This window comes from Streptomyces sp. NBC_00457, from assembly GCF_036014015.1.
Taxonomy (GTDB): domain Bacteria; phylum Actinomycetota; class Actinomycetes; order Streptomycetales; family Streptomycetaceae; genus Streptomyces.
On record NZ_CP107905.1, the window covers coordinates 9817017 to 9843599 of the forward strand.

At 68.1% G+C, this 26583-nt stretch carries 25 protein-coding genes and 2 pseudogenes; 10 read left to right on the top strand and 17 right to left on the bottom strand.

Annotated elements, in window-relative coordinates; translation table 11 throughout:
• Positions 1 to 41 precede the first annotated feature (41 nt).
• The 3 genes and pseudogenes from OG828_RS44785 to OG828_RS44795 all read left to right on the top strand — a co-directional run.
• Positions 42 to 1001 carry an IS481 family transposase gene (locus OG828_RS44785; RefSeq protein ID WP_328504360.1) on the top strand — a complete coding sequence of 320 codons (960 nt, stop codon included), beginning with the start codon at positions 42 to 44 and terminating at the stop codon, positions 999 to 1001.
• An 864-nt stretch (positions 1002 to 1865) separates the two neighbouring features.
• Complete coding sequence (locus OG828_RS44790) at positions 1866 to 3419, top strand: PH domain-containing protein (protein ID WP_328504361.1); 1554 nt, start codon at positions 1866 to 1868, stop codon at positions 3417 to 3419.
• A gap of 67 nt (positions 3420 to 3486) precedes the next feature.
• A pseudogene (locus tag OG828_RS44795) lies at positions 3487 to 4361 on the top strand (IS5 family transposase); the annotation flags it as partial.
• Positions 4362 to 4380: 19 nt separating this feature from the next.
• Here the strand turns inward: OG828_RS44795 and OG828_RS44800 are convergent.
• A complete protein-coding gene (locus OG828_RS44800; protein WP_328504362.1) occupies positions 4381 to 5859 on the bottom strand; it encodes a SulP family inorganic anion transporter in 1479 nt (492 codons plus the stop codon).
• 547 nt (positions 5860 to 6406) lie between these two features.
• On the opposite strand from OG828_RS44800, the gene OG828_RS44805 reads away from it, so the two are divergent.
• From OG828_RS44805 to OG828_RS44820, 4 genes are all read left to right on the top strand, one after another.
• Positions 6407 to 6931, top strand: a complete 525-nt coding sequence (locus OG828_RS44805) for a beta-class carbonic anhydrase (protein WP_443062532.1) — start codon at positions 6407 to 6409, stop codon at positions 6929 to 6931.
• A 565-nt stretch (positions 6932 to 7496) separates the two neighbouring features.
• A complete protein-coding gene (locus OG828_RS44810; RefSeq protein ID WP_328504364.1) occupies positions 7497 to 8552 on the top strand; it encodes a TerC family protein in 1056 nt (351 codons plus the stop codon).
• A 171-nt stretch (positions 8553 to 8723) separates the two neighbouring features.
• On the top strand, positions 8724 to 8861 hold the full coding sequence (locus OG828_RS44815) for a hypothetical protein (protein ID WP_328504365.1): 138 nt from the start codon (positions 8724 to 8726) through the stop codon (positions 8859 to 8861).
• 24 nt (positions 8862 to 8885) lie between these two features.
• Positions 8886 to 9071 carry a hypothetical protein gene (locus tag OG828_RS44820; protein WP_328504366.1) on the top strand — a complete coding sequence of 62 codons (186 nt, stop codon included), beginning with the start codon at positions 8886 to 8888 and terminating at the stop codon, positions 9069 to 9071.
• Here the strand turns inward: OG828_RS44820 and OG828_RS44825 are convergent.
• Together OG828_RS44825 and OG828_RS49710 are read right to left on the bottom strand one after the other, a co-directional pair.
• Positions 9062 to 10049 (bottom strand): annotated as a pseudogene (locus tag OG828_RS44825) (PP2C family protein-serine/threonine phosphatase). The gene OG828_RS44820 and the pseudogene OG828_RS44825 sit on opposite strands and share 10 nt — an antisense overlap.
• 226 nt (positions 10050 to 10275) lie before the next feature.
• Entirely contained in the window at positions 10276 to 10683 is a 408-nt protein-coding gene (locus OG828_RS49710) for a GNAT family N-acetyltransferase (protein WP_443062476.1), read from the bottom strand.
• Between the two features lie 479 nt (positions 10684 to 11162).
• On the opposite strand from OG828_RS49710, the gene OG828_RS44830 reads away from it, so the two are divergent.
• A complete protein-coding gene (locus OG828_RS44830) occupies positions 11163 to 12194 on the top strand; it encodes a peptidoglycan recognition protein family protein (RefSeq protein ID WP_328504367.1) in 1032 nt (343 codons plus the stop codon).
• Positions 12195 to 12545: 351 nt separating this feature from the next.
• On the opposite strand, the gene OG828_RS44835 is transcribed toward OG828_RS44830, so the two are convergent.
• Positions 12546 to 13574: an LPXTG cell wall anchor domain-containing protein gene (locus OG828_RS44835; RefSeq protein ID WP_328504368.1), complete on the bottom strand. Its 1029-nt coding sequence runs from the start codon at positions 13572 to 13574 to the stop codon at positions 12546 to 12548.
• Positions 13575 to 13852: 278 nt separating this feature from the next.
• Between OG828_RS44835 and OG828_RS44840 the strand changes: the two genes are divergently transcribed.
• Positions 13853 to 14263 (top strand): hypothetical protein, encoded by a 411-nt coding sequence (locus tag OG828_RS44840; RefSeq protein WP_328504369.1) that lies wholly within the window; start codon positions 13853 to 13855, stop codon positions 14261 to 14263.
• A gap of 872 nt (positions 14264 to 15135) precedes the next feature.
• Here the strand turns inward: OG828_RS44840 and OG828_RS44845 are convergent.
• Genes OG828_RS44845 through OG828_RS44895 form a run of 11 tightly spaced genes read right to left on the bottom strand, consistent with a single transcriptional unit; the run spans position 15136 to position 23280 of the window.
• Positions 15136 to 16818, bottom strand: coding sequence for a Na(+)/H(+) antiporter subunit D (locus OG828_RS44845; protein WP_328504370.1), 1683 nt, complete (start codon positions 16816 to 16818; stop codon positions 15136 to 15138).
• On the bottom strand, positions 16811 to 17140 hold the full coding sequence (locus tag OG828_RS44850; protein WP_328504371.1) for a hypothetical protein: 330 nt from the start codon (positions 17138 to 17140) through the stop codon (positions 16811 to 16813). The genes OG828_RS44845 and OG828_RS44850 overlap by 8 nt, the downstream gene beginning before the upstream one ends.
• Positions 17137 to 18618 carry a proton-conducting transporter transmembrane domain-containing protein gene (locus OG828_RS44855; RefSeq protein WP_328504372.1) on the bottom strand — a complete coding sequence of 494 codons (1482 nt, stop codon included), beginning with the start codon at positions 18616 to 18618 and terminating at the stop codon, positions 17137 to 17139. The genes OG828_RS44850 and OG828_RS44855 overlap by 4 nt, the downstream gene beginning before the upstream one ends.
• Positions 18611 to 20089: a monovalent cation/H+ antiporter subunit D family protein gene (locus OG828_RS44860; RefSeq protein WP_328504373.1), complete on the bottom strand. Its 1479-nt coding sequence runs from the start codon at positions 20087 to 20089 to the stop codon at positions 18611 to 18613. The genes OG828_RS44855 and OG828_RS44860 overlap by 8 nt, the downstream gene beginning before the upstream one ends.
• A complete protein-coding gene (locus tag OG828_RS44865) occupies positions 20086 to 20490 on the bottom strand; it encodes a cation:proton antiporter subunit C (protein WP_328504374.1) in 405 nt (134 codons plus the stop codon). Before OG828_RS44865 ends, OG828_RS44860 begins: the two co-directional genes overlap by 4 nt.
• Positions 20487 to 21482 (bottom strand): DUF4040 domain-containing protein, encoded by a 996-nt coding sequence (locus tag OG828_RS44870; RefSeq protein ID WP_328504375.1) that lies wholly within the window; start codon positions 21480 to 21482, stop codon positions 20487 to 20489. The genes OG828_RS44865 and OG828_RS44870 overlap by 4 nt, the downstream gene beginning before the upstream one ends.
• Entirely contained in the window at positions 21479 to 21793 is a 315-nt protein-coding gene (gene mnhG, locus OG828_RS44875) for a monovalent cation/H(+) antiporter subunit G (protein WP_328504376.1), read from the bottom strand. Before mnhG ends, OG828_RS44870 begins: the two co-directional genes overlap by 4 nt.
• Positions 21790 to 22071: a monovalent cation/H+ antiporter complex subunit F gene (locus OG828_RS44880; protein ID WP_328504377.1), complete on the bottom strand. Its 282-nt coding sequence runs from the start codon at positions 22069 to 22071 to the stop codon at positions 21790 to 21792. Before OG828_RS44880 ends, mnhG begins: the two co-directional genes overlap by 4 nt.
• Complete coding sequence (locus tag OG828_RS44885; protein WP_328504378.1) at positions 22068 to 22607, bottom strand: Na+/H+ antiporter subunit E; 540 nt, start codon at positions 22605 to 22607, stop codon at positions 22068 to 22070. Before OG828_RS44885 ends, OG828_RS44880 begins: the two co-directional genes overlap by 4 nt.
• Positions 22604 to 22819, bottom strand: a complete 216-nt coding sequence (locus OG828_RS44890; RefSeq protein ID WP_328504379.1) for a hypothetical protein — start codon at positions 22817 to 22819, stop codon at positions 22604 to 22606. Before OG828_RS44890 ends, OG828_RS44885 begins: the two co-directional genes overlap by 4 nt.
• On the bottom strand, positions 22819 to 23280 hold the full coding sequence (locus OG828_RS44895) for a CBS domain-containing protein (protein WP_328504380.1): 462 nt from the start codon (positions 23278 to 23280) through the stop codon (positions 22819 to 22821). Before OG828_RS44895 ends, OG828_RS44890 begins: the two co-directional genes overlap by 1 nt.
• Positions 23281 to 23573: 293 nt before the next feature.
• Here OG828_RS44895 and OG828_RS44900 point away from each other — a divergent pair, with 293 nt between their 5' ends.
• Positions 23574 to 24692 carry a PucR family transcriptional regulator gene (locus OG828_RS44900; RefSeq protein ID WP_328504381.1) on the top strand — a complete coding sequence of 373 codons (1119 nt, stop codon included), beginning with the start codon at positions 23574 to 23576 and terminating at the stop codon, positions 24690 to 24692.
• 379 nt (positions 24693 to 25071) lie between these two features.
• Here OG828_RS44900 and OG828_RS44905 read toward each other — a convergent pair whose 3' ends face one another.
• The gene (locus OG828_RS44905) at positions 25072 to 26109 is read right to left on the bottom strand and encodes an SPFH domain-containing protein (protein ID WP_328504382.1); all 1038 of its coding nucleotides are present in this window, start codon (positions 26107 to 26109) and stop codon (positions 25072 to 25074) included.
• A gap of 4 nt (positions 26110 to 26113) precedes the next feature.
• A complete protein-coding gene (locus OG828_RS44910; RefSeq protein ID WP_328436825.1) occupies positions 26114 to 26545 on the bottom strand; it encodes an NfeD family protein in 432 nt (143 codons plus the stop codon).
• Positions 26546 to 26583: the final 38 nt, after the last annotated feature.

Sequence of the window (26583 nt, forward strand, 5' to 3'; positions counted from 1 at the left end):
CATCGTTGACACCTGGGTCTCCTATCACTACGGAGATCCACATGTCGAAGTCCACCCCCACCACCCCACCGCTCGACCGTGAGGCCAAGCGGCGTCTGGCGGTCATACGCCATGTCGAAGAGGTAAGCGGGAACGTCGCGATGTCCTGCCGGTATTTCGGGATCAGCCGGCAGGCGTACCACAGCTGGTACCGCCGCTACCAGGCTGAGGGCGTCGAGGGCCTGCGCACACGCTCCAAGGCCCCCAAGCACAGCCCCAACGCGACGCACGTCGAGGTGGTCGGGAAGATCATCTATCTGCGGCAGAACTACCACTTCGGCCCGGAGAAGATCGCCATGTACCTCAAGCGGTACCACGACGTCACCATCAGCAAGTCCGGCGTCTGGCGCATCCTCAACCGCCTGGACATGGGCCGCCTGCCGGCCTCCCAGCGCTACAAGCGCCACGACCGCAGATGGAAGCGGTACGAGAAGCAACTGCCCGGCCACCGCGTCCAGATCGACGTGAAATTCATCGAACCCCTCGCCTCGATGCCCCCGGGGCGCCGCGGCGGACGCAACAGGTACTTCCAGTTCACCGCGATCGACGACTGCACCCGCCTGCGCGTCCTGCGGATTTATCCAACGCTGAACCAGGCCACCGCGATCCAGTTCCTCGACTACGTCATCCAGCGCCTGCCGTTCCAGGTCGAGGTCATCCAGACCGACAACGGCGCCGAGTTCCAGTCCGCCTTCCACTGGCACGTGCTCGACAAGGGCATCGCGCACACCTACATCAAGCCGCGAACACCCCGGCTGAACGGGAAGGTTGAACGCTCCCACCGCATCGACGCCGAGGAGTTCTACCGGCTGCTCGACGGCGTCATCATCGACGACGCCGAGGTCTTCAACGACAAGCTGCGCGAGTGGGAGGAGTACTACAACTACCATCGCCCGCACGGCGGCCTCGGCGGCCAGACCTCCTACGAACGCCTCAAGCAGAAGACCACGACCCAGGCGTAATCGTTGATCATCAGTTGCACACGTCCGAGCGGGCCATCAATCAGCTGAAACAGCCGCGGCCGTGGCCACTTGCTACGACAAGGGTCGGCTACGTCTTTCTCGGCACAGTCACTGCCGCAGCCATCGTCATCTGGCTCCGGTCATGAGCGGCGTTAGCGGTCACGGAAATCGGGACACGCTGACCAGAACGGTTCCAGCGACGAAGAGCCCAGCACTCGCTGCCAGAAGCGAAAGAAGCGTGTTCCCTGATGGGGCGAAGGCCATCACACTGAAGAAACAGCAGAGGGCGCTTCCCGTCGGCACCTGACCGATTCCATGCGGCACGGGACGCAGGACCCGGGCGCGTTCCCATGGATGGATCCACCCGGTGAGAAGCTCGACCACACCACTTGTCGCTACAGCCAGAGCAAACGCGATGAGCGCCCCCAGCCCCACATACTGCATCACGCCTCCTGGCGGCCATCGTGGCACACCAGCACGCCAGGACAGCAGTCCTTCCATCGCGGAAACGGTGAAACGGTCATCCGCTGGGCCCTCGAAGGCCAGACCCTCCCGTGATCGCCCGGACGGAGCTGGCTTGGTCGTATCCCGCCCAGCCGGCCAGCGCGGAGCGCCTGACCACCGCTGGAAGCGGCACGTCGGGCAGGGGCTGACTGCCGGATGGCCCAGCTCGGTCCTGCCGATCCTGGACAACCCGCAGCTGGATGTGCCGGGAACGCTCGGATGCCGGATGACGTCGTATCCCGGGCTATTGCCGGCCTGCCGAGCAGGAAGCGCCTGCCGCAGCCCGGCAATGTCCGTGACCAGGGCGTTGCCGCTCACCGCACATGCTTATGCGATTCCGAGGATGGCAGGATCATCCGCATGCCCGAAGCGCCCGACATGACCTGCCGTCCCCTCATCAGCCGCCCCGGCCGGGTCTTCGCCGGATTCGGCGCCGTGATGGGGATCTGGGCGTTCCTGACGGTGCTGCTGCCCACGGAACGCTGGGGCAAGTGGTTCGTCCTGTGGATGACTGTCGGCCTGACGGTGGTGCTGATGGCCGTTGTGCTGCTCCTCTGGGCCACAGCTCAGGTGCGCGCCGACGCGTACGGCGTGCACTCCCGGATGATGCTGCGCCGCCGCAGCGTGCCGTGGAGCCAGGTCGCGGACCTGCACATACGACTGCAGCGTGTGCGCAACGGCGATGTGCGTCGCGTCGACCTGGTGCTGCGCGGCGGACGCAAGTTGCGCCTGCCCCTGCCACAGACCGCGAAATACGACGACCCGGCGTTCGACTCGGAGGTGGAGGCGCTCCGAGCACTGCACCGCTGCTACGGCGCGCCGGAGTCGATGCATCTCCCCGTCGTGTCGTACCGCACCGCCGGGCGTGGCAGGCGGTGGCTGATGGCCTTGTGCGTGCTGCTGCTCGCGGGTGCGAGTCTGGCCGCGTGGTCAGTGCCGAGCGCCAATGCGCAGAAGCGGGAGTGGGAGGCGGCCGTGCCGTGTGCCGCCGAGACGCCCGCAGCGGTGCGCGGCGAGTGCCTGACCACCGTGCCGGCCGTGATCGCGCGGGCCGAGCCCCAGGGGGGCAAGAAGCCCAGTTGGCTGTACTTCGCTGACGGCGCGCCGGCGGGGCGAGTCAGGGTCTCGTACGAAGGCGCCCAGGGGTTCGCGGCCGGTGACCGGGCCGAGGTGACCTTCTGGCGTGGTGGGATCAGGGTGGTCGCCGGCGAGCGGCACGTCTGGCGCGAGCACATGACGCCCGCCGGTGACGTGGCCGTCATCGCGGCCGGGCTGAGCCTGGGGGCGGCGTACCCGGGAGCCCTGCTGCTGATGCGCCGGCGCGGGCGCCGGCTGGCCGAGGACGAGGTGCTCCCGTCGGCACTGCCGTTCGCGGGCGCGCTGGTCGTTACCGCCGTGTGGCTGCTGCCGCTGTGCTACCTCCACCCCACCACCCTGTTCTCATCGCGCACGCCGATCATGTGGTGGGCAACAGGCTCGCTGGTGAGTCTGGGCCTGTTCGCCTGGGTGTGGCGCGCCACACGCATCCGTACACCAGGGGAGACGGGAGCGGTCCGGACACCCTCCGTGCGGGGAGAGGTTTTCCTGGCTGCCCGCTACCTGGACCACACCGACTACAACCCGCACGGCTTCGGCACCCACATCGTCCTCGGCGACGGCCCGCCCGCGGTGGTGCCCCACGGCGGCCCCGGCCGGTTCGCGGAGAGGCCAATCCCGGTGGAGCGGCTCACCGTCGTGAACGTGCGGCGGGCTCAGGGCGATGAGGAGGCGATCAGCAGAAGCTGGCACGTCGCCGAACTCGACGACGCGGGCACCCCGGTCCGCCTGGCAGCGGCTCCGGCCGACCTGACCCGAATGCTGCGCGAGCTGGAACTCGCGTACAACCCCGCACACACCGCCGGCCGCGAGCTCTGACACCCCCCGGCTCCGGGTGCCGACTCAGAAGGCGAAGCATTGCCCGCGTACTGGATGTACTCGGGTGATGCGACAACTGCGTCGCCATGAACTCAGCGATCGTGAATGGGAGTTACTCGCTCCGTTGGTACTACGGGCCGCCATGGGTTGGCCGCGCGTTGATGACCGGCAGGTCATCAACGGGATGGTCCACGAGATCCGTACTGGGATCTCGTGGCGAGACCTGCCGGAACGCTAATGTCCGTGGAAGACGGTCTTCACGCGGTTCCGCCGCTACGCGCTCGACGGTGCGTTCACCCGCGCTCTGCAGCAGATCCAAGCCCAGGCCGATGCCGCGGGAGACACCGACTGGCTAGTCCAGATCGACTCCTCCATCGTCCGCGCTCGCCAACGCGCCTCCGCTACCGGCCGAAAACAAGGGGGGCGGCACCGGCGGGACGAACCGGACGATCACGCCCTCGGCCGATCCCTAGGCGGCCTGACGTCCAAGATCCACCTCGACTGCGAAGGCCGCGGGCGCCCCCTGGCGATCCTCGTGACGCCGGGCCAACGTCACGACAGCATCTGCGCGCGCACCCTGTTGGAGCGGATCCGTGTCCCTCGCATCGGCCTTGGCCGGTCACGCTGTCGTCCCGACCAGGTCGTCCCGACCAGGTCGTCGCGGACAGGGCCTACAGCTCCCGCGGCCTTCGCGCTTATCTGCGCAGGCGCGGCATAGCACACACCATGCCTGAGAAGACCGACCAGCAAAGGCACCGTCACAACCGCGGCAGCCGCAGCGGACGGCCGCCAGTCGACCGGGAGACCTAACGCCGACGCAACACCATCGAACGCTGCTTCAACCGGCTGAACGGCTTCCGCGGCATCGCCCTGAGATGCGAGAAGACGGCCACCTTCTACGAAGCAGCGGTCACGCTTTCCGCGCTCTTGCGCTGGGCAAGATCTGTTTTGAAGACGGACCCTAGGTGGTTTCTGTGGCCAGGCGGTCTTCGACAACGGCCCTCAGCTTGTGACGCTGCTCCTCGTCCGCGAGTGCGATCAGTCTTTCTTCGACATGCGGGGGCAGGTCCTTGATGCCGAGTTCGACGCCGGACCTGTGCGAGTGATCGATGAAGGTCAGCAGCGCCTTCGCCCCGGACATGTCCATGTACTCCACGTCCTTCAGGCTCAGCGATACGTTCGACCGGTCGTCGCGCAGGGTGGAGAAGACATGGTCGACGGACAGGAACGACAGCGGCCCCTCGATGCGGTAAGTGTCGAAGCCGTCGTGCACGACTGACGCCTTGTGGCGGCGCGACTTCACAACGTGGACGGCGAGTGCCAGGGCGACGCCGACGGCGACCGCCACGGTCAGGTCGACGACGACAGTGATGACCATCGTCGCGAACATCACGGCGACGTCACCCCGCGGAGAGACATGCGCCTTGCGCAGGCTCTCCCAGTCGAACATGCCGACCGCGGTCACGATCAGGATCCCTGACAGCACCGCGAGCGGAATGTACTGGACGACGGCGCCGAGGCCGACCACGAGCGCGAGGAGGATGACGCTGTGCGTGGCCGCCGACAGCGCGGTGCGGCCGCCGCTCCTGACGTTGACGACGGACCGGACGGTCGCGCCGGCGCTGGCCAGGCCGCCGAACAGCCCGCTGGCGGCGTTGCCGAGGCCTTGGCCGATGAGTTCCTTGTTGCTGCGATGCCGGTTACCGGTGATGTTGTCCATGACGACCGACGTCAGCAGCGAGTCGATGGAGCCCAGCACGGCGATGCTGAGCGCGGGCAGGACGAGGGTGAGGAGCAGCGACCCGCTGAAGTCGGGGACAGTGATCGAGGGTATCGACTCCGGGATCTGGCCTATGTAGTCGATCGCCGTGTTGAGCGGAACCGGCCCGACGCGCACGTCCTGCAGCCACGAGTCCGCCAGCCGCAGGGCCAGAGTCGTGATCACGAGCGCGATCAGGCTCGCCGGAATCGACTTGATCACTCGTGCGGAAACGAGCATGAGCACGATCGTGCCCGCCACCACCAGGAAACTGCTCTGCACCTGGTCCAGTTCGCCCAGGATGATGATCAGCGCGATCCCGCCCATGAAACCCGACACCACAGGGTGGGGTATGAAGCGGATCAGCGACCCGAGCCTGCACAGGCCGAACAGGATCTGGAACGCGCCGGCCATGATGAACGCGAGGAACGCGCCCTCCAGACCGTGCTCGGCGATCACTCCGGTGGCGACGACAGTGATGGGACCGGTCGGGCCGGTCACCTGCCCGGGAGTGCCACCGAACACTGCCGCGAAGAATCCGGCGAAGATCGCGCCGTACAGTCCGACCAGGGCGCCCTCGGAGGTGCCGGTCGCCGTGATGCCGAAGGCGATTGCCAGCGGTAGCGCCACTATCGCCACAGTCAGGCCGGAAAGGATCTCTTTGGCGACGCGCTGGAACATCGGCCCCACTCTTAGGTCGACAGCATGCGGAAACCTCGGCCCATGGCGGACCGAGCTGCCGACCAGGCTTCCCGGCACTCCGCGAGTAAAGATGCCGTATAGATCGAGTCAATACAAGACCAAAGATCGCCATCTGGGACCGGTTAACGCGCCACCGACAAGCGGCGTCGACGCCCTCTGAGGAACTTCGTTGCGCGATCAGCAGCCACTGAGGGCATGCGGCGGGCCCCGGCTGCGCCGCGGTCGAGCGCGCGCCATGAGTCGATGGGGCGCGGGCAGGCTCATGTGCTTCGAGGCTGTCGCGTGAACGTCGATTCCAGGGGAAGGCCGCGTCACGACCCTCTCCGGCACCACCGTGACCTGAGAGGACGCCGCGAGCAGAGGGCCGTGTTCCCGGCGCCGGGCAGCTGGCTGAACGCCGTGATGACCACCTACACCCTTGCCGAGGGGACCTTCAGCGGGTTTTCATCAAGGGCAGGAACGCAAGCATGGGGATATGAAGTGCCGCGAGGAAGCGGCCGTGACCATCTACCACCAGAAGATGGCCATGACCGCCATAGACGAACTGCTGCGGCGTAACGTCGACTCGCCACGGCCGGGTACGCCGACCATCATCACTCCGGTGCCGAGCCTGCACCTGACGATCGTCACCTGCATGGACGCCCGCATCAAGGTGTTCGATGTCTTCGGGCTGAAGCACGGCGAAGCTCACATCCTGCGCAATGCCGGCGGAGTCGTGACTGACGACATCATCCGCTCGCTCTCCATCAGCCAACGCAAGCTGCGCACCCGCGAGGTCATCGTCATGCAGCACACCCAGTGCGGCCTCGCGACCTTCACCGAAGACGAGTTCAAGGACGAACTGGAGAACGACACCGGCCTCCGGCCAACCTGGTCGCTCGAGACCTTCCGGGACGTCGAGGCCAGCGTGCGAACCTCGGTGGCCAGGGTGCGGCACACCCCATTCATACTGCACACCGACCAAGTCCGCGGGTTCGTCTACGACGTGTGCAACGGTTCACTGACCGAGGTCGACGCCGGCCGTGCCGAATCACGCACCCGTTCCGCCTGATGAGCTCGTACATGGGCGGCGGTAAGGCGTCGAGTTCTTGATCGTTGATCATGACGTGTGACGGGTACCGCAACTCGTGCAGTGATCACCGGCGACCGACGGATTACGGGCCTGATGGCCGATCACTACACTGCCGGAACCCGCCGTGTTCCATATCCGCGGAGCCCGGCGCGCGGTGTAGAGCGTTCTGCACCACGCCGGCGTCGACGCGGTCGCCACGTTCGGGGGGTGACGACAGCGAGTCGCGCGACCGGGACTGCCCCCGGTGGACCTTCAGCAGTCGGCTACGGACTGCGTGGACATGCTCGAAACCGGGCTGCGAGCATGGTGCGGGAATCGAGCCGCGTCGAGATCGAGACGCTGCGGACGGCACGTGACAGCTACGCCGGTCTCCTTCACCGGTAACCAGTCGGCGCTGCCCGACACAGGTGCTCGAACACCGACACCTATGGGCGGACGGCCCAGCCCTGGTGTCGGTCGCGCGGGTGTGGGCGACAAGCCTGAACCGGTGCGTCACACTCTTCGCAGAGGAAGTCTTGCACCCCCGCTCGCTGAGGGGGCTTTCGTGCTCGATGTGCCGTTGTGGCTCTGGGCGGCATTCGCCGTCACCGTGATCGTGTCGCTGGCCGTGGACCTGCTGGCGCACCGGGAGGCGCATGTCATCGGGTTCAAGGAAGCTGTCGCCTGGAGCGGGGTGTGGGTCGGTCTTGCCCTCGTCTTCGGCGCAGTCGTCTTCCTGGTGCTGGGCGTCACACCGGGGGTGGAGTACACCACCGCGTGGCTGCTGGAGAAGAGCCTGTCGGTCGACAACCTGTTCGTCTTCGCGCTGATCTTCGCCTACTTCAAGGTGCCGCGCGCCTACCAGCACCGTGTGCTGTTCTTCGGCGTCATGGGCGCGCTGGTGTTCCGAGGCGTCTTCCTGGCCGCTGGGGTGGCCGTGGTCAGCCGGTTCACCGCGGTGTTGTTCGCCTTCGCAGCGGTCCTCTTCTACAGCACCTACAAGATCTTCAAGGAGGAAGAGGGCAGTTTCGACCCGGGCAAGAGCGTCGCCGTGCGGCTGCTGCGCAAGGTCATGCCCGTTCGGGACGAGTACGCCGGGATGAAGTTCTTCGTCAGAGAAGCCGGTAAGCGGGTCGCCACACCGCTGCTCGCGGTTGTTGCCGCGATCGAGGCGGCCGACCTCGTTTTCGCCGTGGACAGTGTGCCCGCCGTCCTCGCGGTCAGCGACGACGCCTTCATCGTCTACACCAGCAACGCGTTCGCCATCCTGGGCCTGCGCGCCCTGTACTTCCTGCTCGCCGGGCTGCTGGACCGGTTCCACTACCTCAGCGCGGGCCTCGCGCTGATCCTGTCCTTTATCGGCGTGAAGCTGATCCTCCAGGCTTCCCACAAGCTGTTCAGCAACAGCATCCCCGAGATCCCGTCACCGGTCAGCCTGGCGGTCATCGTCGTAGTCCTGGCTGTATCCGTCGCACTGAGCATTCGGCATCCCCGCCCCACCATCCAGGAAGGGACTTCCTCCGCTCACCGGGACGAGAACGGCGATGCCTCGGGCTCGGCCGGCGAACAGCCCCCTGTGCAGGAGACGCCGGACGCAAGCGACCCACCGCCAGAGAGCTGACCTGCGTGTTCCGCGGTGAATCAGTCAGGTTCGCTCCGCGACTTCCCCGAACTCCTTTCGTAAAGAAATCTCCAATTTCTTGCAAAAGGAGCCTATTCTTGAGGTATGGGTAGCGACGAGCGCGCAACGGCACAGCGGACCGGACATGTCTGCCCCGTGTGCAATAGCCCCGTGACCGCGGAGATCACACGTCACAAGACGATGGGAATCTTCGTCCCGCTGTGGAAGCCCGGCCCTTGCCACAACCCGGACTGCCCGAAGTCCGTGCACGACGAGAAGGCCGAGAGAAGCACCAGGCTGAGGGAGTGACTCCCTGGACGATTCGGCACGGCGGTGATCGCCACGCACGCCGACTGGGTCCACATGCCGGTGCGGGCGAAGAGCAGCGTCCAGGCACGCAGCAGGGCGTACATGCCGACCCTGGTCAGCGGCGTGGCGAAGTCGGTGATCAGCGCGGGAGCGGTGGGCGTCTGCCGGGGAGCCGGTGTGTGCCTCGGTGAGGTGACTCGTCACCGGTAGCGAAGCAAGAGCATGGCAGCGTCGTCCTGCAAGGGGCCGTTGACATGCTGGAGAAGATCCTGCCGCAGGGTTTCCAGGGCGGCTTCCGGATCGCTTTCCTTGAGCAAGTGGGCGCGTTCAGCGAGAGGGTAGAAACGGCCTTCGGCATCCCGTGCCTCGGTGATCCCGTCGGTGTAGAGCAGCAGTTGGTCGCCCGGAACGAAGGCGGTGCGGAACGGCTCCGGTTCGGTCACGCCGTGGGCCGAGCGGCAGCGCGTACGCGGGCGGCTCGGGAAGCAGCACGGCACCAGCGGTGCGGACGAGCAGGGGTGGGGGATGGCCGAAGTTGAGGAAGGTGACCTCGTTGCCCCTCACCTCGGCGAGGATTGCGGTCACGAACTTCTCGTCCTCCAGTTGCCGGTTGACGGCCCGCTCCAGCCTGCGTCCCACCTCGGACAGGTCTGCCTCGTCCGGGGCGGCTTCCCGGAAGGCCCCCAGGATCACGGCCGCAGTCTCCACCGCCTCCAGTCCCTTGCCCTGCACGTCGCCCACGATCACCCGCACGCCGTGGGGCGAGGCGACCACCTCGTACAGATCTCCGCCGATGCGCGCCTCAGCCACAGCGGACATGTACGACACCGCTGCCCGCAGGTGCCCCGCCAGGCGCGGCACCGGCTTGAGCAGCACCAGCTGCGCCGCCTCGGCGATCGATCGCACGTTGGCCAGTTCCGCCTCCCGGCGCTCACGCATGGACACGGCCACGAGTCCCGCCGCAGTGACGCCGAAGACCGAGGCGATGCTCACATAGCCGCGCACGCGGTCGAACAGATCGTCGTACAAGCCCAGTCCGGCGGTGAGCACCAGCGCGATCACACCGATGCACGCGGTGCGCCGCCAGCCACCGACGAGCGGAGCAAAGGCCGGTCCCAACGACACGAGCGGCAGCAGTCCCACCGTCGGCCCGATGGCGACGTCGACCACGGCCACCGTAGCCATCATGACGAACGGCAGGCCGGACAGTACGGCGAGCCGACCGTTCTCTTCTTTCACGTCCCCTCCAGCACCGGGCGGTTGCTCCCCGCAACTGAGGGGTAGGACAGGTCGTCCTCATCTCGCGCTCCCGCAGGGCAAGATCCATCGTCGCAGACGGCCAGGAGCATGCACCCGGTTACGTTGCAACTGACGCGTCACCGGGTAGTGAATGCACGGCTTGCGGCACCGAACGTCAACCGGTCAAGCGGTGCACCAACTGCCCGAACCGCCCTCTGAGATGGCAGCACAACGCGCCACCGGCGGGGAAGTCCGTGGACGTCTCCCGAGTCATCGCCGTGAAGAAGGCCCGGCCCTGTCGGGACTGCAGTGTGGTGCTCCACCCGTGGCCGGGGTGTAGGTCGAGCAGCGAGTGCAGGGCCTCCCGGCCCAGTCCCTGCCGCTGCCGATCTTCATCGATCCAGACGTCGTGGATCCGCCCTGTACGGCATGCGGGGCACACGCGGAAACGCAGCCGCCCGACCATATGCTCCCGGCCGTCGTGCAGCACGATCTCCATCGGCTGGTTCCGCTCCTGCGGACGGTCGCGTCTCAACCGCAATGCCCAGAAACCCCGTGGGCCCCCGCCCCACGACCACGTCATCGCGGCCCGCCCTCATCCGCCGTGGCCGAGCCTCGGCCAGTACGCGCTGCTCTCCTGCACGGCTGCATGGCAGCATCATGGCAGCCCGGCCTTGACCCACCCATCACCTGCCAGTGGTGCACATGTGACAAATGTCCGAACGCCAGAGGTGGCGACGACGCGGCAGGGTCGGCCAGGACTGATACACCATCCGACCCAACGGTCCTCACTCTCCCGGGGAGATGGACCGTGATCGTCGACGGCGCATCCGTGTCGATTAACTGATGATCGCCGGATGGCTGCCACACTCGCTGCCCGAACTCTAAGAAGCGGCCGGACAAGGGGAACAGCTGGTGGGGAGCCGAGTGCACATCGTTGCCACAGCCCTGTCGGGGACACTGGCCGCCCAGGGATTACTCGTGCCGACCGCCTATGGCCACGCCAAGTCAGCAGATCCAGGTCCCACCGGGACGCCGAGTGCGGTCCATACGGTGCAGATCATGCCCGATCGGTACGGTGTCGTCTCGCCAGGGACAATCGGCACCAGCCCTTTCAGCATGCTGGGGGTCACCTGGGACGATCCCTCCGCTCGACTCGCCGCCACTGTGGAGATCCGAACCAAGGCCGTCGCGACGGGGCAGTGGTCCGGCTGGCTGAGGTTGGACGGAGACGGCAGTCGGGGAGAGGAAACAGCCCGGCGGGGCGGCACGGACCCGGTCTGGGTGGGACCGTCCAACAGCGGCGAAGTACGCATCGTCGCGGACCCCGCCGCAGTCTCCGCCCTGCCCGAGGGGCTGAGACTGGACCTGATCGATCCCGGTCCGGGCGAACCCGACACCCCAGCGTCCGCGTGGCTTCCGCCCGCCGCCGCCCATGGAGTACCGGCCGGCGGGACCGCAGCACGCCCGCTCATCACCTCGCGTGCCGGGTGGGGTGCGGATGAATCGATCAGTCCGGGGTCACCCGGCTACCTGCCGGGTAAGAAGGTCAAGGCGGCAGTGGTTCACCACACCGCCGGGAGCAACGACTACACCTGCGCCGACGCCCCGGCCGTCGTACGGGGGATCTACACGTACCACGTCAGTCAGTTGGGCTGGAAGGACATCGGCTACAACTTCCTCGTCGACAAGTGCGGCACGGCTTACGAGGGCCGCAAGGGCGGCGTCGACCAGCCGGTCATGGGCGCCCACGCCTACGGTTTCAACACGGAGACCACCGGCATCGCGGTCCTGGGCAACTACACGAGCGTCGTGCCGAGCCAGGCAGCCCTGGTAGCGGTGTCTGAGCTCGCGGGGTGGAAACTCAGCCTGCACGGCGTGAAACCGAACGGCATCACCACCCTCACCGCGGGCGACGCAGGCCGCAACTACTTCGGCAAGACTTGGTCCAAGGGCGCCCAGTTGAGCTTCCCGACCATCCACGGCCACCGTGACGGCTACAACACCCAATGCCCCGGTGACCAGCTGTACGCCCAACTGCCCACGATCCGCGCGCTGGCCGCGGACACGATCAGGGCCGTCAGAAGAGCGTGAGGAGGGGTGGCAATCTCTGCTTCGCCACCAGGCCACTCCCGTCCCCGACCGCTGGGGCACCGTGACCATCGTCAGCGCCATCGCACCCATCGCCGGAGCCGCGCTGACCGGGTGATCGGCGGCCTGTCTGAGTGAGGGGAGCCTGTAGGCGGTTGGCGCGATCGCGTCGGAGAGGGCGTCGAGCGCTTCGCTCGCTTGGGCGGCAAGGGTCGTACGGCCGACCTTGCCGCGACCGGCGGACGTGCTGCGAGGATGCAGTGTGCTCGGGCAGTTAGCTGTCCGTCGGAGTAGCACGGCGAAGGGGCCGCACCCGCGGATGGCGGGCGCGGCCCCTTCGGGCTGAGGCGACGGTCAGGCAGCCATGCCGGTGCTGCCGGTCTTGCGGCGGCGAACCAGGAAGACTGCGCCGGTGCCGACAGCGACGGCAGCGCCGCCCGCGAGGGCGATGGTCGGGAGCATGGAGCCGGCGCCGGTGTTGGCGAGGTTGCCCTGCGGGTCGATCTGGGTGTCGCCGACGGGCTTGGTCGGCAGGGGCTTGCTGCCGCCCTGGGGCTTGGAGTCGTCGACGTCGCCGGGGGCGGAGCCGGCAGCGAGGATGTCGAACTCGTAGAAGCTGTCGTCGCCGGAGAAGACGCAGTTGCCCTCGTCGTCGGCGTACATGCCGATGCTGATGGCGAAGCCGAGGCCGGCCGGGGCCTTCTTGTCCACGGCCAGGCGCAGGTCGATGGAGAAGGACTCCTTGGCCTTGACGTCGGTGTAGCCGAGGTAGCCGGCGCCCTCGTCGTTCCCGTCCAGGGAGATGTCGGCCCACTTCTCTGTGGCCGGGTCCTTGAACTGCAGGGTGAGGTAGCTGGTGTCGATGAAGAAGTCGTCCTCGTCGACCTGGGCGGCGAAGACTCCGAGATCTACGCGCTGGTAGCTGTGGGTGCCGGTGTTGTTGACGTCGAGCTTGAAGCCGTGGAAGCCGCTGCCCGCGACGATCTTCGAGGGCAGGCCGGAGAGGCCGGTGTGCAGGTCGTCGTCGAACTTCACGTCCTCGCCGTCCTCGCACTCCACGGGGCCCGGTGCGGGCGCCGTCGTCGCGGAGGCGGAGGGGGAGGCCGACACGGTGGCCGAGGCGCTGGGCGACGCGGAGTCTGAAGCGGCCGGGCTGGTCTCGTTCTCGGCCGGGGTGGTCTCGTCCTCGGGCGGTGTCGTCTCGTCGGTGGTCGGCGTCGTGTCGTCCTCCGCGGGCGTGGACTCCTCCTCGGTCGGGGCCGTCTCACTGACCGTCGGCGACGGGCTGTCGTCCGTGGCATAGGCGACCGGTGCCGCAAGAAGGACAGCCGGGGCTATGGCGGCCGTCGCGGCGGCGAGGGCCAGGGAACGGCGAAGCCTCATGCGAACCTCAGAGGCAGGAGTGACCGATGTGTGCGCAGACATGACCGGCAGCGAACACAAAGGGTTGTCCGAAACCTCACAAATCCTTTACGTGACGTGCGCCACAGGGTGGGTCCGTGACGCCGTGCCGTGCCCGTCCGACGCTCCTCGCGGGCGGACCGGGACGTTGTGGTCCGGTGCGGGGGATGGGAGCATTCCACACTCACTGCTGCGAAACATGGTTCCGAAGGATGAATGCTGTGGATCCGGTGGGTCCTTGGCGCAGGAGGGGCGGGGCTGTGGCGGAATCTCCCTCGCGTGCCGAACTGGCCGCATATATGGAGGAGTTGGCCGTCTATGGTCGCGCGGTGGAGCGGGGCGTCATCCCGCTCGCTTACGCCGTGGATGCGCTGCTGACGCAGCCGTTTCCCGCGCGGCTGCGGTCTCGCTCGCCGCACTGCACGGTGGCCGAGCAGGTCGCGGGTGATCTGCGGCAGTGGGAACAGCGCATCATCGAGTGGGGTCTTTCCGCCGAGCGTATTGACCAGGAGTGCTGGGACCTTCCTGCCGACGCATGGCTCAGGGAACACCTGAAGAGAGCATGCCGAGGCCGTGGCATGCAGGTCGATGACGACACCGACACCGGCGGGCTCCTGCGCGAGTACGTACGGCACCTGCTGGAGGGGGGCGGCCGACCGCCGACGGGATGAACGGCTTGCGATACGGAGCATTGCCGACAGCACGCCGCTTCTTGCCGACGGAGGGGCTGGCGCGGCGATCACAGCCCGGCACGCGCCGATCATGCGGGGGACCGGCATGACCGCAGGATGGCCGACTGTGGCTCCATGGCGGTGGTGCAGGGAGGGGAGAGTAGCCAGAGGGGAGGGAGACGTGGTGCACGAGACACGCTCGGTGACGTGGGGCGAGGCCGCCTGGATGATGGTGGCGTGCTCGATTGTGTGCGTTCTGGCCTGTGCCGTTCTGGTCCTGCTTGGAGAGCGGCAACTGCCGGTCACCGCCCCGGTCGTGATGCTCCCGGCCGAGTGGTTCTGGACCCGCCACCCGGGCTGGGGCGCCGGGACGATCGCCGCGCTCACTGGCTTGCCCGTGGTATTCGTCCTGGCAGGAACGAATCAGTTGAACAGACGCAGCACTAGCCGGACAACTGTCGTCACTCCCCGCCAGACCCACTCGAACAGTCCTGCTGGCACGGCCACGTCGGCGGCGCCTTCGGCCGCGGTCGCCCGGCCCGACCCCGAACCGCACTCAGAGCAGGAACGGGGCCAACGGCGCTTTCGCGCACCACACTTCTTGCACATTGGCATGACCTCATTCTCCCCTGCTGCCACACCCCTGCGGATCGCCCTCGTACACGATGCGGGCCGTGCTGGCCGTGGAGACGTCCACGCGGCTCACACCTACCCGGACCAGCTCCACCGACCGGCCTATCCCGTACAGAACGTCACAGATCGCCGGATCTGAAACAGCTTCTTGGCCGCGGGCGTTTCCGCGGTCTCGCCGGTCGCCGCGTAGCACTCTGCTCGGCCTCTTGTGGACGCGTTTCTGTAAGCGGCCAGGCACGTTACAGCAGCGTCAGCAAGAGCACGGTTCCCAGCAGGAAGACGGCCCACCAGACCATTAGGTGGGTCGGCCACGGCGTCGCGAGCTTTGCCTCCGGACGCAATGGGCGGGTGGTCGCGCTCCACAGTTTCCCGCCACGGTGGCGTAGAGGCGGGCCGAGGGTGCGGCGCAGCTGGGGGACGGCGCGGGACAGCGCGTGCCAGGTGTGCGGCAGCACCCGGCGGTAGAGAACGTCGGCGTCGATGTTGACCGAGCGGAGTTCCGGTGGGTAGAGGCCGGTGCGGACCAGCAGCGTGAAGGCCATCGAGGCGAGCAGGAGCAGTTGCAGCTGGTTGACCACGTGTGCGGTCGTGTAGGGCAGGTAGTCCACTGGGTGTGGGAGCAGCTCGTACAGCAGGTTCGGCGCCACCCCGATGCCTACACAGGTCAGCGCGGCCAGCGTCATGGCCACGCGCATGTTGAGCGGGGCCTCAGCCACTCGGTGGCCCCGGTCGTGGCCGAAGAAGGCGAAGTAGGGGATCTTGATGCCGGCGTGGTGGAAGACGCCGGCCGAGGCGAAGAGGAGCAGTAGCCAGACCACGGTCAGGTGTTCCTGTCCGACCGCCTCCATGATCATCGATTTGGTGGCGAAAGCGGAGAAGAGCGGGAAGGCGGAGATGGAGGCCGCGCCGACCATGCACAGGACCGCCGTCTGGGGCATGGACTTGTAGAGGCCGCCGAGTTCAGACCCCTTGGTGGTGCCCGTACGGAGCAGCACCGCGCCCATGGCCATGAAGAGCAGGCTCTTGAACACCATGTCCGCCACGGCGTGCGCGCTCGCGCCGTTGATCCCGAGGGCGCCGCCGACGCCGACGCCCGCGACCATGAACCCGAGCTGGTTGATCATGCTGTAGGCGAGGACCCGGCGCAGGTCGTTCTCGATCACGGCGTAGAAGATCGGGAAGACCGTCATGGCGGCGCCGACCCAGATCAGCAGGTCGGTGCCAGGGAAGCCGCGGGCCAGTACGTAGATTGCGAGCTTGGTGGTGAACGGCGACAGGGCCACCGCGCCGACGACCGTCGCCTCGGGGTAGGTGTCGGTCAGCCAGGCGTGCAGCAGCGGGAAGGCGCACTTGATGCCCACCGCGAGGAGGATCAGGGTGTCTGAGGGGCCGTTCAGCCCGAGGTAGCCGAACTCGATGCCCTCGCCGGCCTGGACCCGCAGCGCGATTCCGGCCAGCATCAGCAGCCCGGAGAGCAGTTGCGCGACCAGGTAGCGCATCCCCGCGCGGTAACTGCGCTCAGTTCGGCCCGCCCAGATCAGGAAGGCCGACGACAGGCCGGCGAGCTCCCAGAACACGAACAGGGTCACCAGGTCACCGGCGAGCGCGCCGCCGATCGCGGTGCCGGCGTAGAGCGGGATGACCGCCTGCTGCAGGGGGTCCGTCAGATGCAGGGCGTAGATCGAGGTCAACAGGGCGGCGACCAGGAAACCGGTGGCGAACAGGCGGGACAGGGCGTCGATCCGTACCGGGATCAGCTCCAGGCCGAAGAGCGCGAAGGTGGCGCCGGGGCCCTCGGGCAGCAGCCACAGCATGACCAGGCCCGCCACCGGCAGCAGCAGCATCAGGACGCGACGCGGCAGGCCGCGCAGCAACGGCACACCGGCCGCGCCGAGCATCAGCAGCAGAGCGGGGCTAGTCATCGTCGCGGTCCCGTTCAGCCGACTCGTACCGGTCCCGTTCCGGCGGCTCGTAGTAGTCCTCGTCGCGCCGCAGCAGCCGCCGCAGCGCCTTGGCTGTGAGGACCAGGGTGACACTGCCCACGAAGCCGTAAACGGCGTAGAACGCGGACCATCGTTCGACGGAGAAGTGGGGGTGCTTGGTGTAGAAGAGGTCGGCCAGCAGTGCCAGCACGCACAGCAGGGCCAGGGCGTACACGATGCGGGTCACGTTGCGCGGCTCGTCCAGCCAGCGGCGGTCGTCGGGCTCGCGGTCGTCATCGGCCCGGCGGCGGTCGTCGCTCACGGTAGCTCCAGGGTCCTGGCCAGGGGGTCGAGCACGGCGTCCGCGCCGAAGAACAGCGCGACGCAGCCGAACGCGGTCAGGGTCAGCGGCCCGGTCATCACGAGCAGTGCCTCACCGTGCGTCGGCAGGTCGGGCGGCGGCCGCAGGAACGCGCGCACCGCGATCGGCATCAGATAGGCCACGGCGAGCAGCGAGCCGACGAGCAGCACCACGAGCGGTACGACCTGGTCCGCCTCGGCCGTGCCGAGGAGCATCAGCCACTTGCTCCAGGTGCCGCCTGTCGGAGGCAGGCCGATGATCGAGACCGAGGCTGTCAGGAACGCCGCGAACGTCCACGGCATGGTGCGGCCGAGCCCGTCGAGCTCGCTGACGCGGGTCTTCCCCGCCGTGACGGCGATCGCGCCCGCGCACAGGAACAGGGTGATCTTGCCGACCGCGTGGGTGACCATGTGCAGGGCGCCTCCCGCGGCGGCGACCTCGTGGGCCAGTGTCGCGGCCAGCACGATGTAGGCGAGCTGGCTGACCGTCGAGTAGGCCAGCCGGCGCTTTAGGTTGTCGGACCGTATCGCCACGATTGCGGCGGCGATCAGCGTGAACGAGGCCACCCACTTCATCGGCTCCGCGGCGCCGTTTTCGCGCAGGGTGTCCAGGCCGAACACGTACACGGTGACCTTGAGGACCGTGAAGACCCCGGCTTTGACCACGGCCACCGCGTGCAGCAGCGCCGACACCGGGGCGGGGGCCACCATGGCCGCGGGCAGCCAGCGGTGCACCGGCATCAGTGCCGCCTTGCCGATGCCGAACAGGTAGAGCGTGAAGAGCAGGGTGAGCACCCCGGATCCGGCCTGGCCGACCAGGATGCCGCCGGGCCGGAAGTCGGTGGTGCCGGCCAGGACCCACGTCCAGACGATCGCGGGCAACAGCAGTCCGACGGAGGTGACCAGCAGGACCACCACATAGGTGCGTGCCCCGCGCCGGGCCTCTTTGTCGCCGTGGTGCGCCACCAGGGGCCAGGTCGCCAGGGTCATCAGCTCGTAGCCGATGAGCAATGTGACCAGATTGGCCGACAGCGCGATCCACATCGCGGAGGCGATGGTCAGCGCGAAGAAGGCGAAGAACCTGTCCAGGGCGGATTCCCGCGCGGCGCGCAGGTAACCGGCGGCGTAGACGGTGGTGACCGGCCAGAGCACGGCGGCGACCGAGGCGAACAGCAGGCCCAGCGGTTCGAGCGCGAACTCCAGGGACAGGCCGGGCAGCCACGTCCACAGCTCGAAGCGCAACCCGTCGTCGGCCACGGGCCACAGGGCGAGCACCACGCCCGCCAGTGCAAGGCCGAGGGCCACCGAAGTGGCTTCCCGTGCAAGGGGGCGGTGCCGCAGGAGCAGCACGGCACCGCAGGTCAGCAGAGGAATGGCCACCGCGGCCGGGAGGGCGGCGGCCCGGTCGGGGGAGGTCCAGGCGGCGGTCAGCTCAGCCACCCCCCTTGCCGAGCAGCGCCTCGGCCGCGGCGTCGGCGAGGTGGGCCGGCAGAGAGGCGTCGATCCCGAAGTAGAGCGACAGCAGGACTAGGAACCAGATGGCCGCGACCATCGACGCCGGTGAGCGACGCGCTTCTGCCCCGTCGGGCGGTTCGCGGAACCAGGCGACCTCGACGACGCGACCGATATAGACCAGGGCGAGCAGCGAGCCGGCCAGCATGGCCACGAGCACGGGCCACTGGTCCCGCTCAATCAGCGCCGTCACCAGCGCCCACTTGCTGACGAAGCCCGCAGTCGGCGGCACCCCGACCAGGCCGAGACCGGCCACCACGAAAGCGGCGAACGTCCAGGGCATCCGGCGCCCGATCCCGGCCAACGCCGAAAGCCGCACCGAGCCGAGCCGCAGCAACAGCAGCCCGGCGATCGCGAACAGCGCGGCCTTGGTCACCGCATGCATGATCATGTGCAGATACGCGGCGGACACACCGGCCGTGGTCGCCAGTCCGACTCCGGCCACGATGTAGCCGACCTGCGCGACGCTGGACCAGGCCAGCACATACCGGAGGTCGTCCTGGAAGCACGCGGCGGCGGAGCCCGCCAGGATCCCCAGACAGGCCAGGAGCAGGGCGATACGGTCGACGGGCATCGACCCGAACACCAGCGACGCGCCGAAGACGGTGAACGCGAACCGGCAGAACACGTAGATCGCGACCTTGGTTCCCGTAGCGGCGACGAACGTGCTCACCGCGGACGGCGCCTCCCCGTAGGCCGCGGGCAGCCAGGCGTGCAGCGGAAAGACGGCCATCTTGACCGCGAGGCCGACGAAGACGAAGACCACGGCGGCCTGCAGCGCACGGTTGTCGTGACCGCCGGTCAGCCGCCCGGCCAGGTCGGCCATATTCAGGGTGCCGGTGACCGCGTAGGCCAGGCCGATGCCGATCAGCAGGAACGTCGCCCCGATGGTGCCGATCACCAGGTAACGGAAGCCGGCCAGCAGCGCCTGTCGGCGACGCCCCATGGCGATCATCGTGTACGTCGACAGGGAGCTGATCTCCAGGAACACGAAGGCGTTGAACACGTCCCCGGTGATCGCCAGGCCCAGCAGCCCGGCCAGGGCGAGACACAGGCATGCGTAGAGCAGCGGGGCACGCCGGGAATCGAGCTCGGCCTCGACACTGCGACGGCTGTAGACAGCGACGACCACGGCACTCAGCGACACCAGCAGCAGCACGGGGGTGTTGAAGCCGTTGACCACGAACTCGATGCCGTACGGCGCCTGCCAGTCGCCCATCGCATATCGAAGCGCCCCGCTCCGGTCCACGCGCTCGGCCAGCCAGACGGCACAGGCCAGCGAGGACAAGGCAGCAGCGAGGAACAGCAGCCACGCCACGAGCCGGGACCGCAACAGCACACACAGCGGCGCGCAGAGCAGGGGGGCCGCCACCTGAAGCACCGGCAGCTGACCCGTCATGTTCCGCCGCCGTCGTGCTCGGCGGCGCGCTCACGGTCGTGCTCGGCGACGCGGTCGGCGCTGTCGCGTTCGAGTACCTCGTCCTCCTCGACGGTGCCGTACGCCTCGAAGATGCGCACGGCCAGGGCCAGTCCCACGGCGAGGGTGGCGACGCCGACCACGATGGCGGTGAGGATCAGCACCTGCGGCAGGGGGTGGGAGTAGGTCTCGACGTCGTCCGAGATGATCGGCGCGCTGCCGCCGTCCCGCTTGCCGAGGCCGATGTAGAAGAGGAAGACCCCGACCTGGAAGAGGCTGAGGCCAATCAGTTTCTTCAGCAGGTTGCCGTGGCTGATGACGACGTAAAGCCCGATCAGCATCAGGGCGAAGAACGTCCAGTAGACGTAGTGGGACGCGATCACCGCGACACCACCCCCCGGCCCGCGAAGCCGAAGAAGATCGTCGTCATGACCGACGCGACGGTGATGCCGATGGCCGTCTCGACGACCTGGATCCCGAGATGCTGCCCGGTCTCGGGGTGCCTCGCGAGGACGTCGTAGTCCAGGAACGAGCCGCCGAGCAGCATGGTGGTGATGCCGAGCCCGACGTAGAGCACCAGGCCGAGCGAGACCAGGAACCACAGCGCGGCGCGCGGCACCACGCGCTGCGCCCGGTCCAGGCCGAACACCAGGCCGTAGAGCACGAAGCCGGATGCGAAGATCACGCCGGCCTGGAAGCCGCCGCCGGGGCCGTAGTCGCCGTGGAAGAGCACGTAGAGCGCGAACAGCAGGATGAACGGCATGAGGGCGCCGCTGACGACCCGGATGACGCGGTAGTCGGCGAGATGGAAGTCCGCGGTCGGCCGGGTCTGCTCCGGGCGTGCCAGCGGGCCGAGCAGCGACAGTACGGCCAGTCCAGCGGTGAAGACGACGACCAGCTCGCCCAGGGTGTCGAGCCCTCGGTAACTGGCCAGCACCGAGGTGACCGTGTTGGGGATGCCGATGTCCTCCTGCGACTGGTGGAGATACACCTCCGTGACCGGGTGGCGCTGCACAGGACTGTCGGCGCTGCCGAACTCGGGCAGGTCGAGGCTGGCGTAGCCGAGCGTGCCGCCGACCAGCAGCACGGCGATCGCGCCGGGCAGGCGCCGCCGACGGGGGGTGACGGACTCCCAGGAGCGGGTCAGCGCGAGCACGCCGAGGAGCAGCACCGTGCTGATGCCGACGCCGACCGCGGCCTCGGTGAACGCAACGTCCACGGCGTCGAGGAGGACGAAGAGGCAGGCGGTGACCAGGCTGAACAACGCCGCCAGCATCGTGGCCTCGTAGAGCGCACGCAGCCGCGTGATGGTCACCGCGGTCGCCGTGAGGATGGCGAGCAGCGATACGTTGATCAGGGTGAAGGTCGTGCTCACCGGCGCGGGTCACCTTCCCGCCACATCGGCACGCCGTCCCGTCGTGCGGCGTGCGCCAGGATGTGCGTCGCGGTCGGACTGGTCAGCGCCAGGAACAGCAGGATGATCAGCAGGCGGACCGCGGTGTCCCAGGCGTCCACCCGCAGCAGCAGCCCCAGCAGGATCAGCCCGGCTCCGGCGGAGTCGGTGATGCCGGCGGCGTGGATGCGGGTGTAGAAGTCCGGGAAGCGCAACATGCCCACCCCGCCGGTGAGCACGGCCAGGGCACCGGCGACCAGCAGCACGCCGCTCAGTACTTCGAGGACGCTCACCTTCCTTCACCCCCCTCCGTGTCGCTCACGAGTTCCTGGTAGTGGGTCAGACGGAGCACCGCGACAGTGGCGACGAAGTTGACCAGCGCGTAGAGGATCCCGATGTCGAGAAATTCGGGACGGCCGAAGAGGAAGCCGGCCACCGCGACGAACAGCACGGTCTTGGTGCCGAACGTGTTGATCGCGAGGATGCGGTTGTACAGGCCGGGGCCCAGGAACGTGCGCAGCAGCGTGAGCACCATGGTGACCAGCAGCGCCGCCATGACGGCGAAGATCATCGTCGCGCCTCCGTCTGCCGCACCCGCTTCAGCATGAGGCCCTCGCGGAGCTCGTCGACGCCGGCCCGTTCCAGGCTGTGCACCTCGATGCTGTCCGCCTCGACGTCCAGCGACAGTGTGCCCGGGGTCAGCGTGATCGAGTTCGCGTAGACCACCTGCGACAGTTCCGGGAGCTGCGATGCCGGGGTCGACTCCACCACGGGACTCAGGTCCGGCCGCGGCGACCACACCTTCAGCGCCACCGCGTACGTCGAGACGAGCACTCTCCCGCTCAGCCACAGGAAGTACCGCGGCAGGCGCAGGGCGAAGGCGACCGTCACGCTCTGGTGGTCGAGACGGGCCCGCCGAGTCAGCCAGCAGACCACCAGTACCGAGAGCGCACCGAGCGCCAGCAGCAGCGGCTCGTAGTGTCCGGAGAGCAGTAGCCAGAACACGACGGGAAACGGGGCGGTTCGAAGGAAACGCATGGTGCTGTTGCGCCGGGGGTGCTGCTGCGCGCTCGCGGCGCTGGTGGAGTCGCGGTCGAGCAGGCTCACACGGCTCCCTCGCACTCGAGCCGACCGGTCGGCCGGGTGCCGAGGACGGTGATCTGCTGGGTGGACCCTGCCTTCACGTGCCGGGCGCCGACGGGCGGCAGGGCGTACCCCGCAGGGGGCGGGAGATCGAGAACCGCCTGTGTGCACCGGCCGAGAAGGCCGTCGGCGGGCTCCCGCGACGGCGACCATTCGAGGTGCACATCTCTGCTCATCAGGGCGCGCCCTCGGCCGCGGCGGCGAGCAGCCCGAGCAGACGGTTGGCGGTGACGATCCCGAGGATCCCGCCCCCTTCCCGCTCGACCAGGGCGAACGGACACTGCCGCCGCACCATCAACTCGGCGATCTCCACCGCCGTCGCCCGCGGCCCGACCCTCGGTATCCGCGGCGGACCCCAGGTGAGGACGTCACGGACGCGGGTGCCGACCATCGCCGCTGCTATCCGGTCGGCATGCCCCTCGTCGATGACGCGGGTGAGGCCCGGATCGTCCAGGAAATAGTGGGGAAGCGCCGCCCGAAGCAGGTCGACCGACGACATACAGCCGATCAGTTCCCCCCGTTCGTCGGCGACGACGAGGCCGGGCAGACCGTGTCGGGAGACCATCTGTACGGCGGAAAGGATGTCGTCGTCCGGGAGCGCGGTCGGCAACGTCTCGATGACATCGGCGGCATGCATGAGTGTCTCCCGTCATCGAAACATCGGTACGGGCAACTCGATTACCACGATTATCTGGTACTTCGTGGACATGGCCAACGTCCGACGTGGTCAATCAGTGGCCCACATTCTTTGCCGACGACCGGCAAGAAGCGCTTCGCCACGCCGCAAGCACCGATCTCCCGCCGGACAGCCGGTAGTGGTTCGGCGCGCGACAGAGCAAGCTGTCTGGTGTGCCACCGCATGAGAAGAGGATCGAGCCCGCCACGACAGGGGGAACACCGCCGGCCTCCGCCGGCGCGGAGCCGCCCGGCGTGGCAGACCTCGTCGGACGGGCGAGCGAAGAGGCGCGCGGCGTACCGGCGGATCTCCTGGAGGAATACCTGCCCGTGCTCGCGGAGATCAGCACGGGCGGACGGCTCTGCCCGGACGAGCTCCGCCGCCGACGCTCCATCGGCGCCCGCGCGGCCGAGCAGAACGTGCCCATGCGTGGTGTCGTCGATCTCTACCTGAGTGCGACGTGGCTCGCCTGGCCCACGTTGCCCGGTGTGCGGGAGGCCGCGGACGCGGACGCGCTGCGCCGGATCGGCGAGGCCGTCTTCCGCGCCGCCGACGCGGCGATCACGGCGGTGGCGGAAGGGTACGAAGGGGCCCAGCGCTGGTCGCTGCGCCAGGAAGAGTCGTTCCGGCGCGAGTTCGTCGACGACCTGCTCGACGGGCGCAACGTGGAGACGCTGGTGGGGCGCGCCGAACGGTACGGCCTGCGACTCGCCGGCAGCTATGTGGTGATCGTGGCGGCGGGCCCGCAGCCGTTCGTCGACGGCGGCCCGATGACCCGCCAGGTGGAGTCCATCGTCGGCCTTGACCCCGCGAGCAGGGACATGCTCGTGACGACCAGAGACGGTCTGCTGGTGTGCATCGTGCCCGACGTGCGCGGCACCGTTGAGGAGTTCGTCACGCGCGTCATGGAGAGCCTGAGGCCCGACGGCGCCTGGCGGGTAGGCATCGGACGCCCGCAACGTGGGCCCGGCGGCGCCGTCCGCTCCTTCGAGCAGGCCCGGCAGGCACTGCAGATCGGCCAACGCCTGCAACTTCCCGGTCGAGTGCACCGGGCGTCCGACCTTCTCGTCTACCAGGTGCTGATCCGGGACAGGAGCGCGCTCGCCGACCTCGTCGACGTCGTCCTGGAGCCGATACGGAAGGCACGCACCGGCCCCGGCACGCTACTGCGCACCCTGGCGGCGTACTACGCGGCGGACAGAGTGGCGACCGCAGCGGCACGCGAACTGCACGTCGGAGTGCGGACCGTCACCTACCGCCTCGACCGGGTCGAAGAACTGACCGGATACTCGGTCCACGACCCGCAGCAGAGCTTCACACTGCAAGTCGCTGTCCTCGGCGCACAGCTGCTCGGCTGGCCCGAGGGATCCTGAATTTTCCCGGGTCGGTCGGTGGGGGAGGGCGCCCTGTCGTCGGAGCCCCTCACAAGCGCATCCAAGCCCGCGGCGGTTGCGTCGGGGCAGACCTCGGCCGCTCGCGGATGTATCTACACCTCACCGGAGGGCGCACCACCGCTGTGTCGACGGCCAAGGAACGACCAGCCCTGGATTCACGCGCTCGTTCCCCACGCACATCCTGCCGAAGGACGGTGTCGCGCAGGTCGCCGGATCCACCGCCGCCACCGTTGTTTGGAGTCGCCACGCCGCTGGAGCGTCAGCGAACACGGCTCGACGGTGAGCGGCCCGACACCCTCGACTTTCAGGCGATCACGCCCCACGTCGGCCCATGAACGTCATGGCTGCCCGGTAATCGTCACCCACGGCCATCGGGGTTGGACGGGAGGGCGTCGGGGGCGACGCCCTCGGCCTTGGCAGCGTCGGCGAGGGCCGCGGCAGCGGCTTCCTCGGCCTGAGCCTTGTCGTTGGCGGCCTGGGCCACCATGTCGTCCGAGGGCTTCTCGCGGGTGGCCGGCGACTGCGGGAGCACCTCGCTGAAGGCACGGGACACGCCCTGGAGCGCGGCGGTGACCTCGCTGGGGATCATCCAGAAGGTGCTGCCCGAGCCCTGCGCGAGCTGGGGCAGCATCTGGAGGTACTCGTAGGCGAGCAGCTTGGGGTCGGGATCGTTGCGATGCACGGCCTGGAACACCTCGTCGATGGCCCGGGACCGGCCCTCGGCCTGGAGGATCGCAGCGGTACGGTTGCCCTCCGCGCGCAGGACCGCGGCCTGCTTGTCGCCTTCGGCGGTGAGGATCTGCGACTGGCGCTGCCCCTCGGCCCCCAGAATCGCGGCCCGCTTGTCCCGCTCGGCCCGCATCTGCTTCTGCATCGCGTCCTTGATGGACTGCGGAGGGTCGATGGCCTTGATCTCCACCCGGTTGACCCTCAGTCCCCACTTTCCGGTGGCCTCGTCCAGCACCCCGCGAAGCTGACTGTTGATGGTGTCCCGCGAGGTGAGCGTCTTCTCCAGGTCCATGGATCCCACGACGTTGCGCAAGGTGGTAACGGTGAGCTGCTCCACCGCCTGAAGGAAATTCGCGATCTCATAAAAAGCCGCTCGCGGGTCGGTGACCTGGAAATACAGGACGGTATCGATCTCGACGACCAGATTGTCCTCGGTGATCACCGGCTGCGGCTTGAAGGAGACAACCTGCTCCCGCAGATCGATCACCGGATGAACGCGGTCGATATAGGGGATCACGAGACTGAGGCCGGGATTCAGGGTCCGATGGTAGCGGCCGAGCCGCTCGACATTACGAGCGCGCGCCTGGGGCACGATACGGACCGCCCGCACCACGGTGAACACCGCGATCAGCGCGACGATCAGGCCGGCAATCAAGAACGCGTCCATGGTTTCAATCCCGTGGGTAGACGATCGCGGTGGCGCCGCTTATCTCCATGACGTCGACGGTCTTGCCGGCAGGAATCACCAGCGTCTCGTCGTAGGCGCGGGCCGTCCACTCCTCACCGTCGATGCGGACCCTGCCGCCCAGGCCCGTCACCTCCGCAACGACCTGGGCAGGCTTGCCGACCAGTGCGTCCACACCGAATCGCGCCACTTGGGGCTGGAGCACATGGCGCACCGCAATGGGGCGCACGAACACCACGGTGACCGTGGCGACGATGGTGAACACCAGGAACTGGAACGGCAACGGCAGCCCGACCGCGGCAGACCCCGCCGTCACCAACGCGGCCGCACTCAGCATTCCGAGCGCAGCGGTCAGGGTGAAGATCTCCGCCCCAGCCAGCACAGCTGCGGTGATCAACCAGATCAGCCATGGATCCATTGCGTGCCTCTTCTGACCGATGCGGGCGCGAAAGGCCT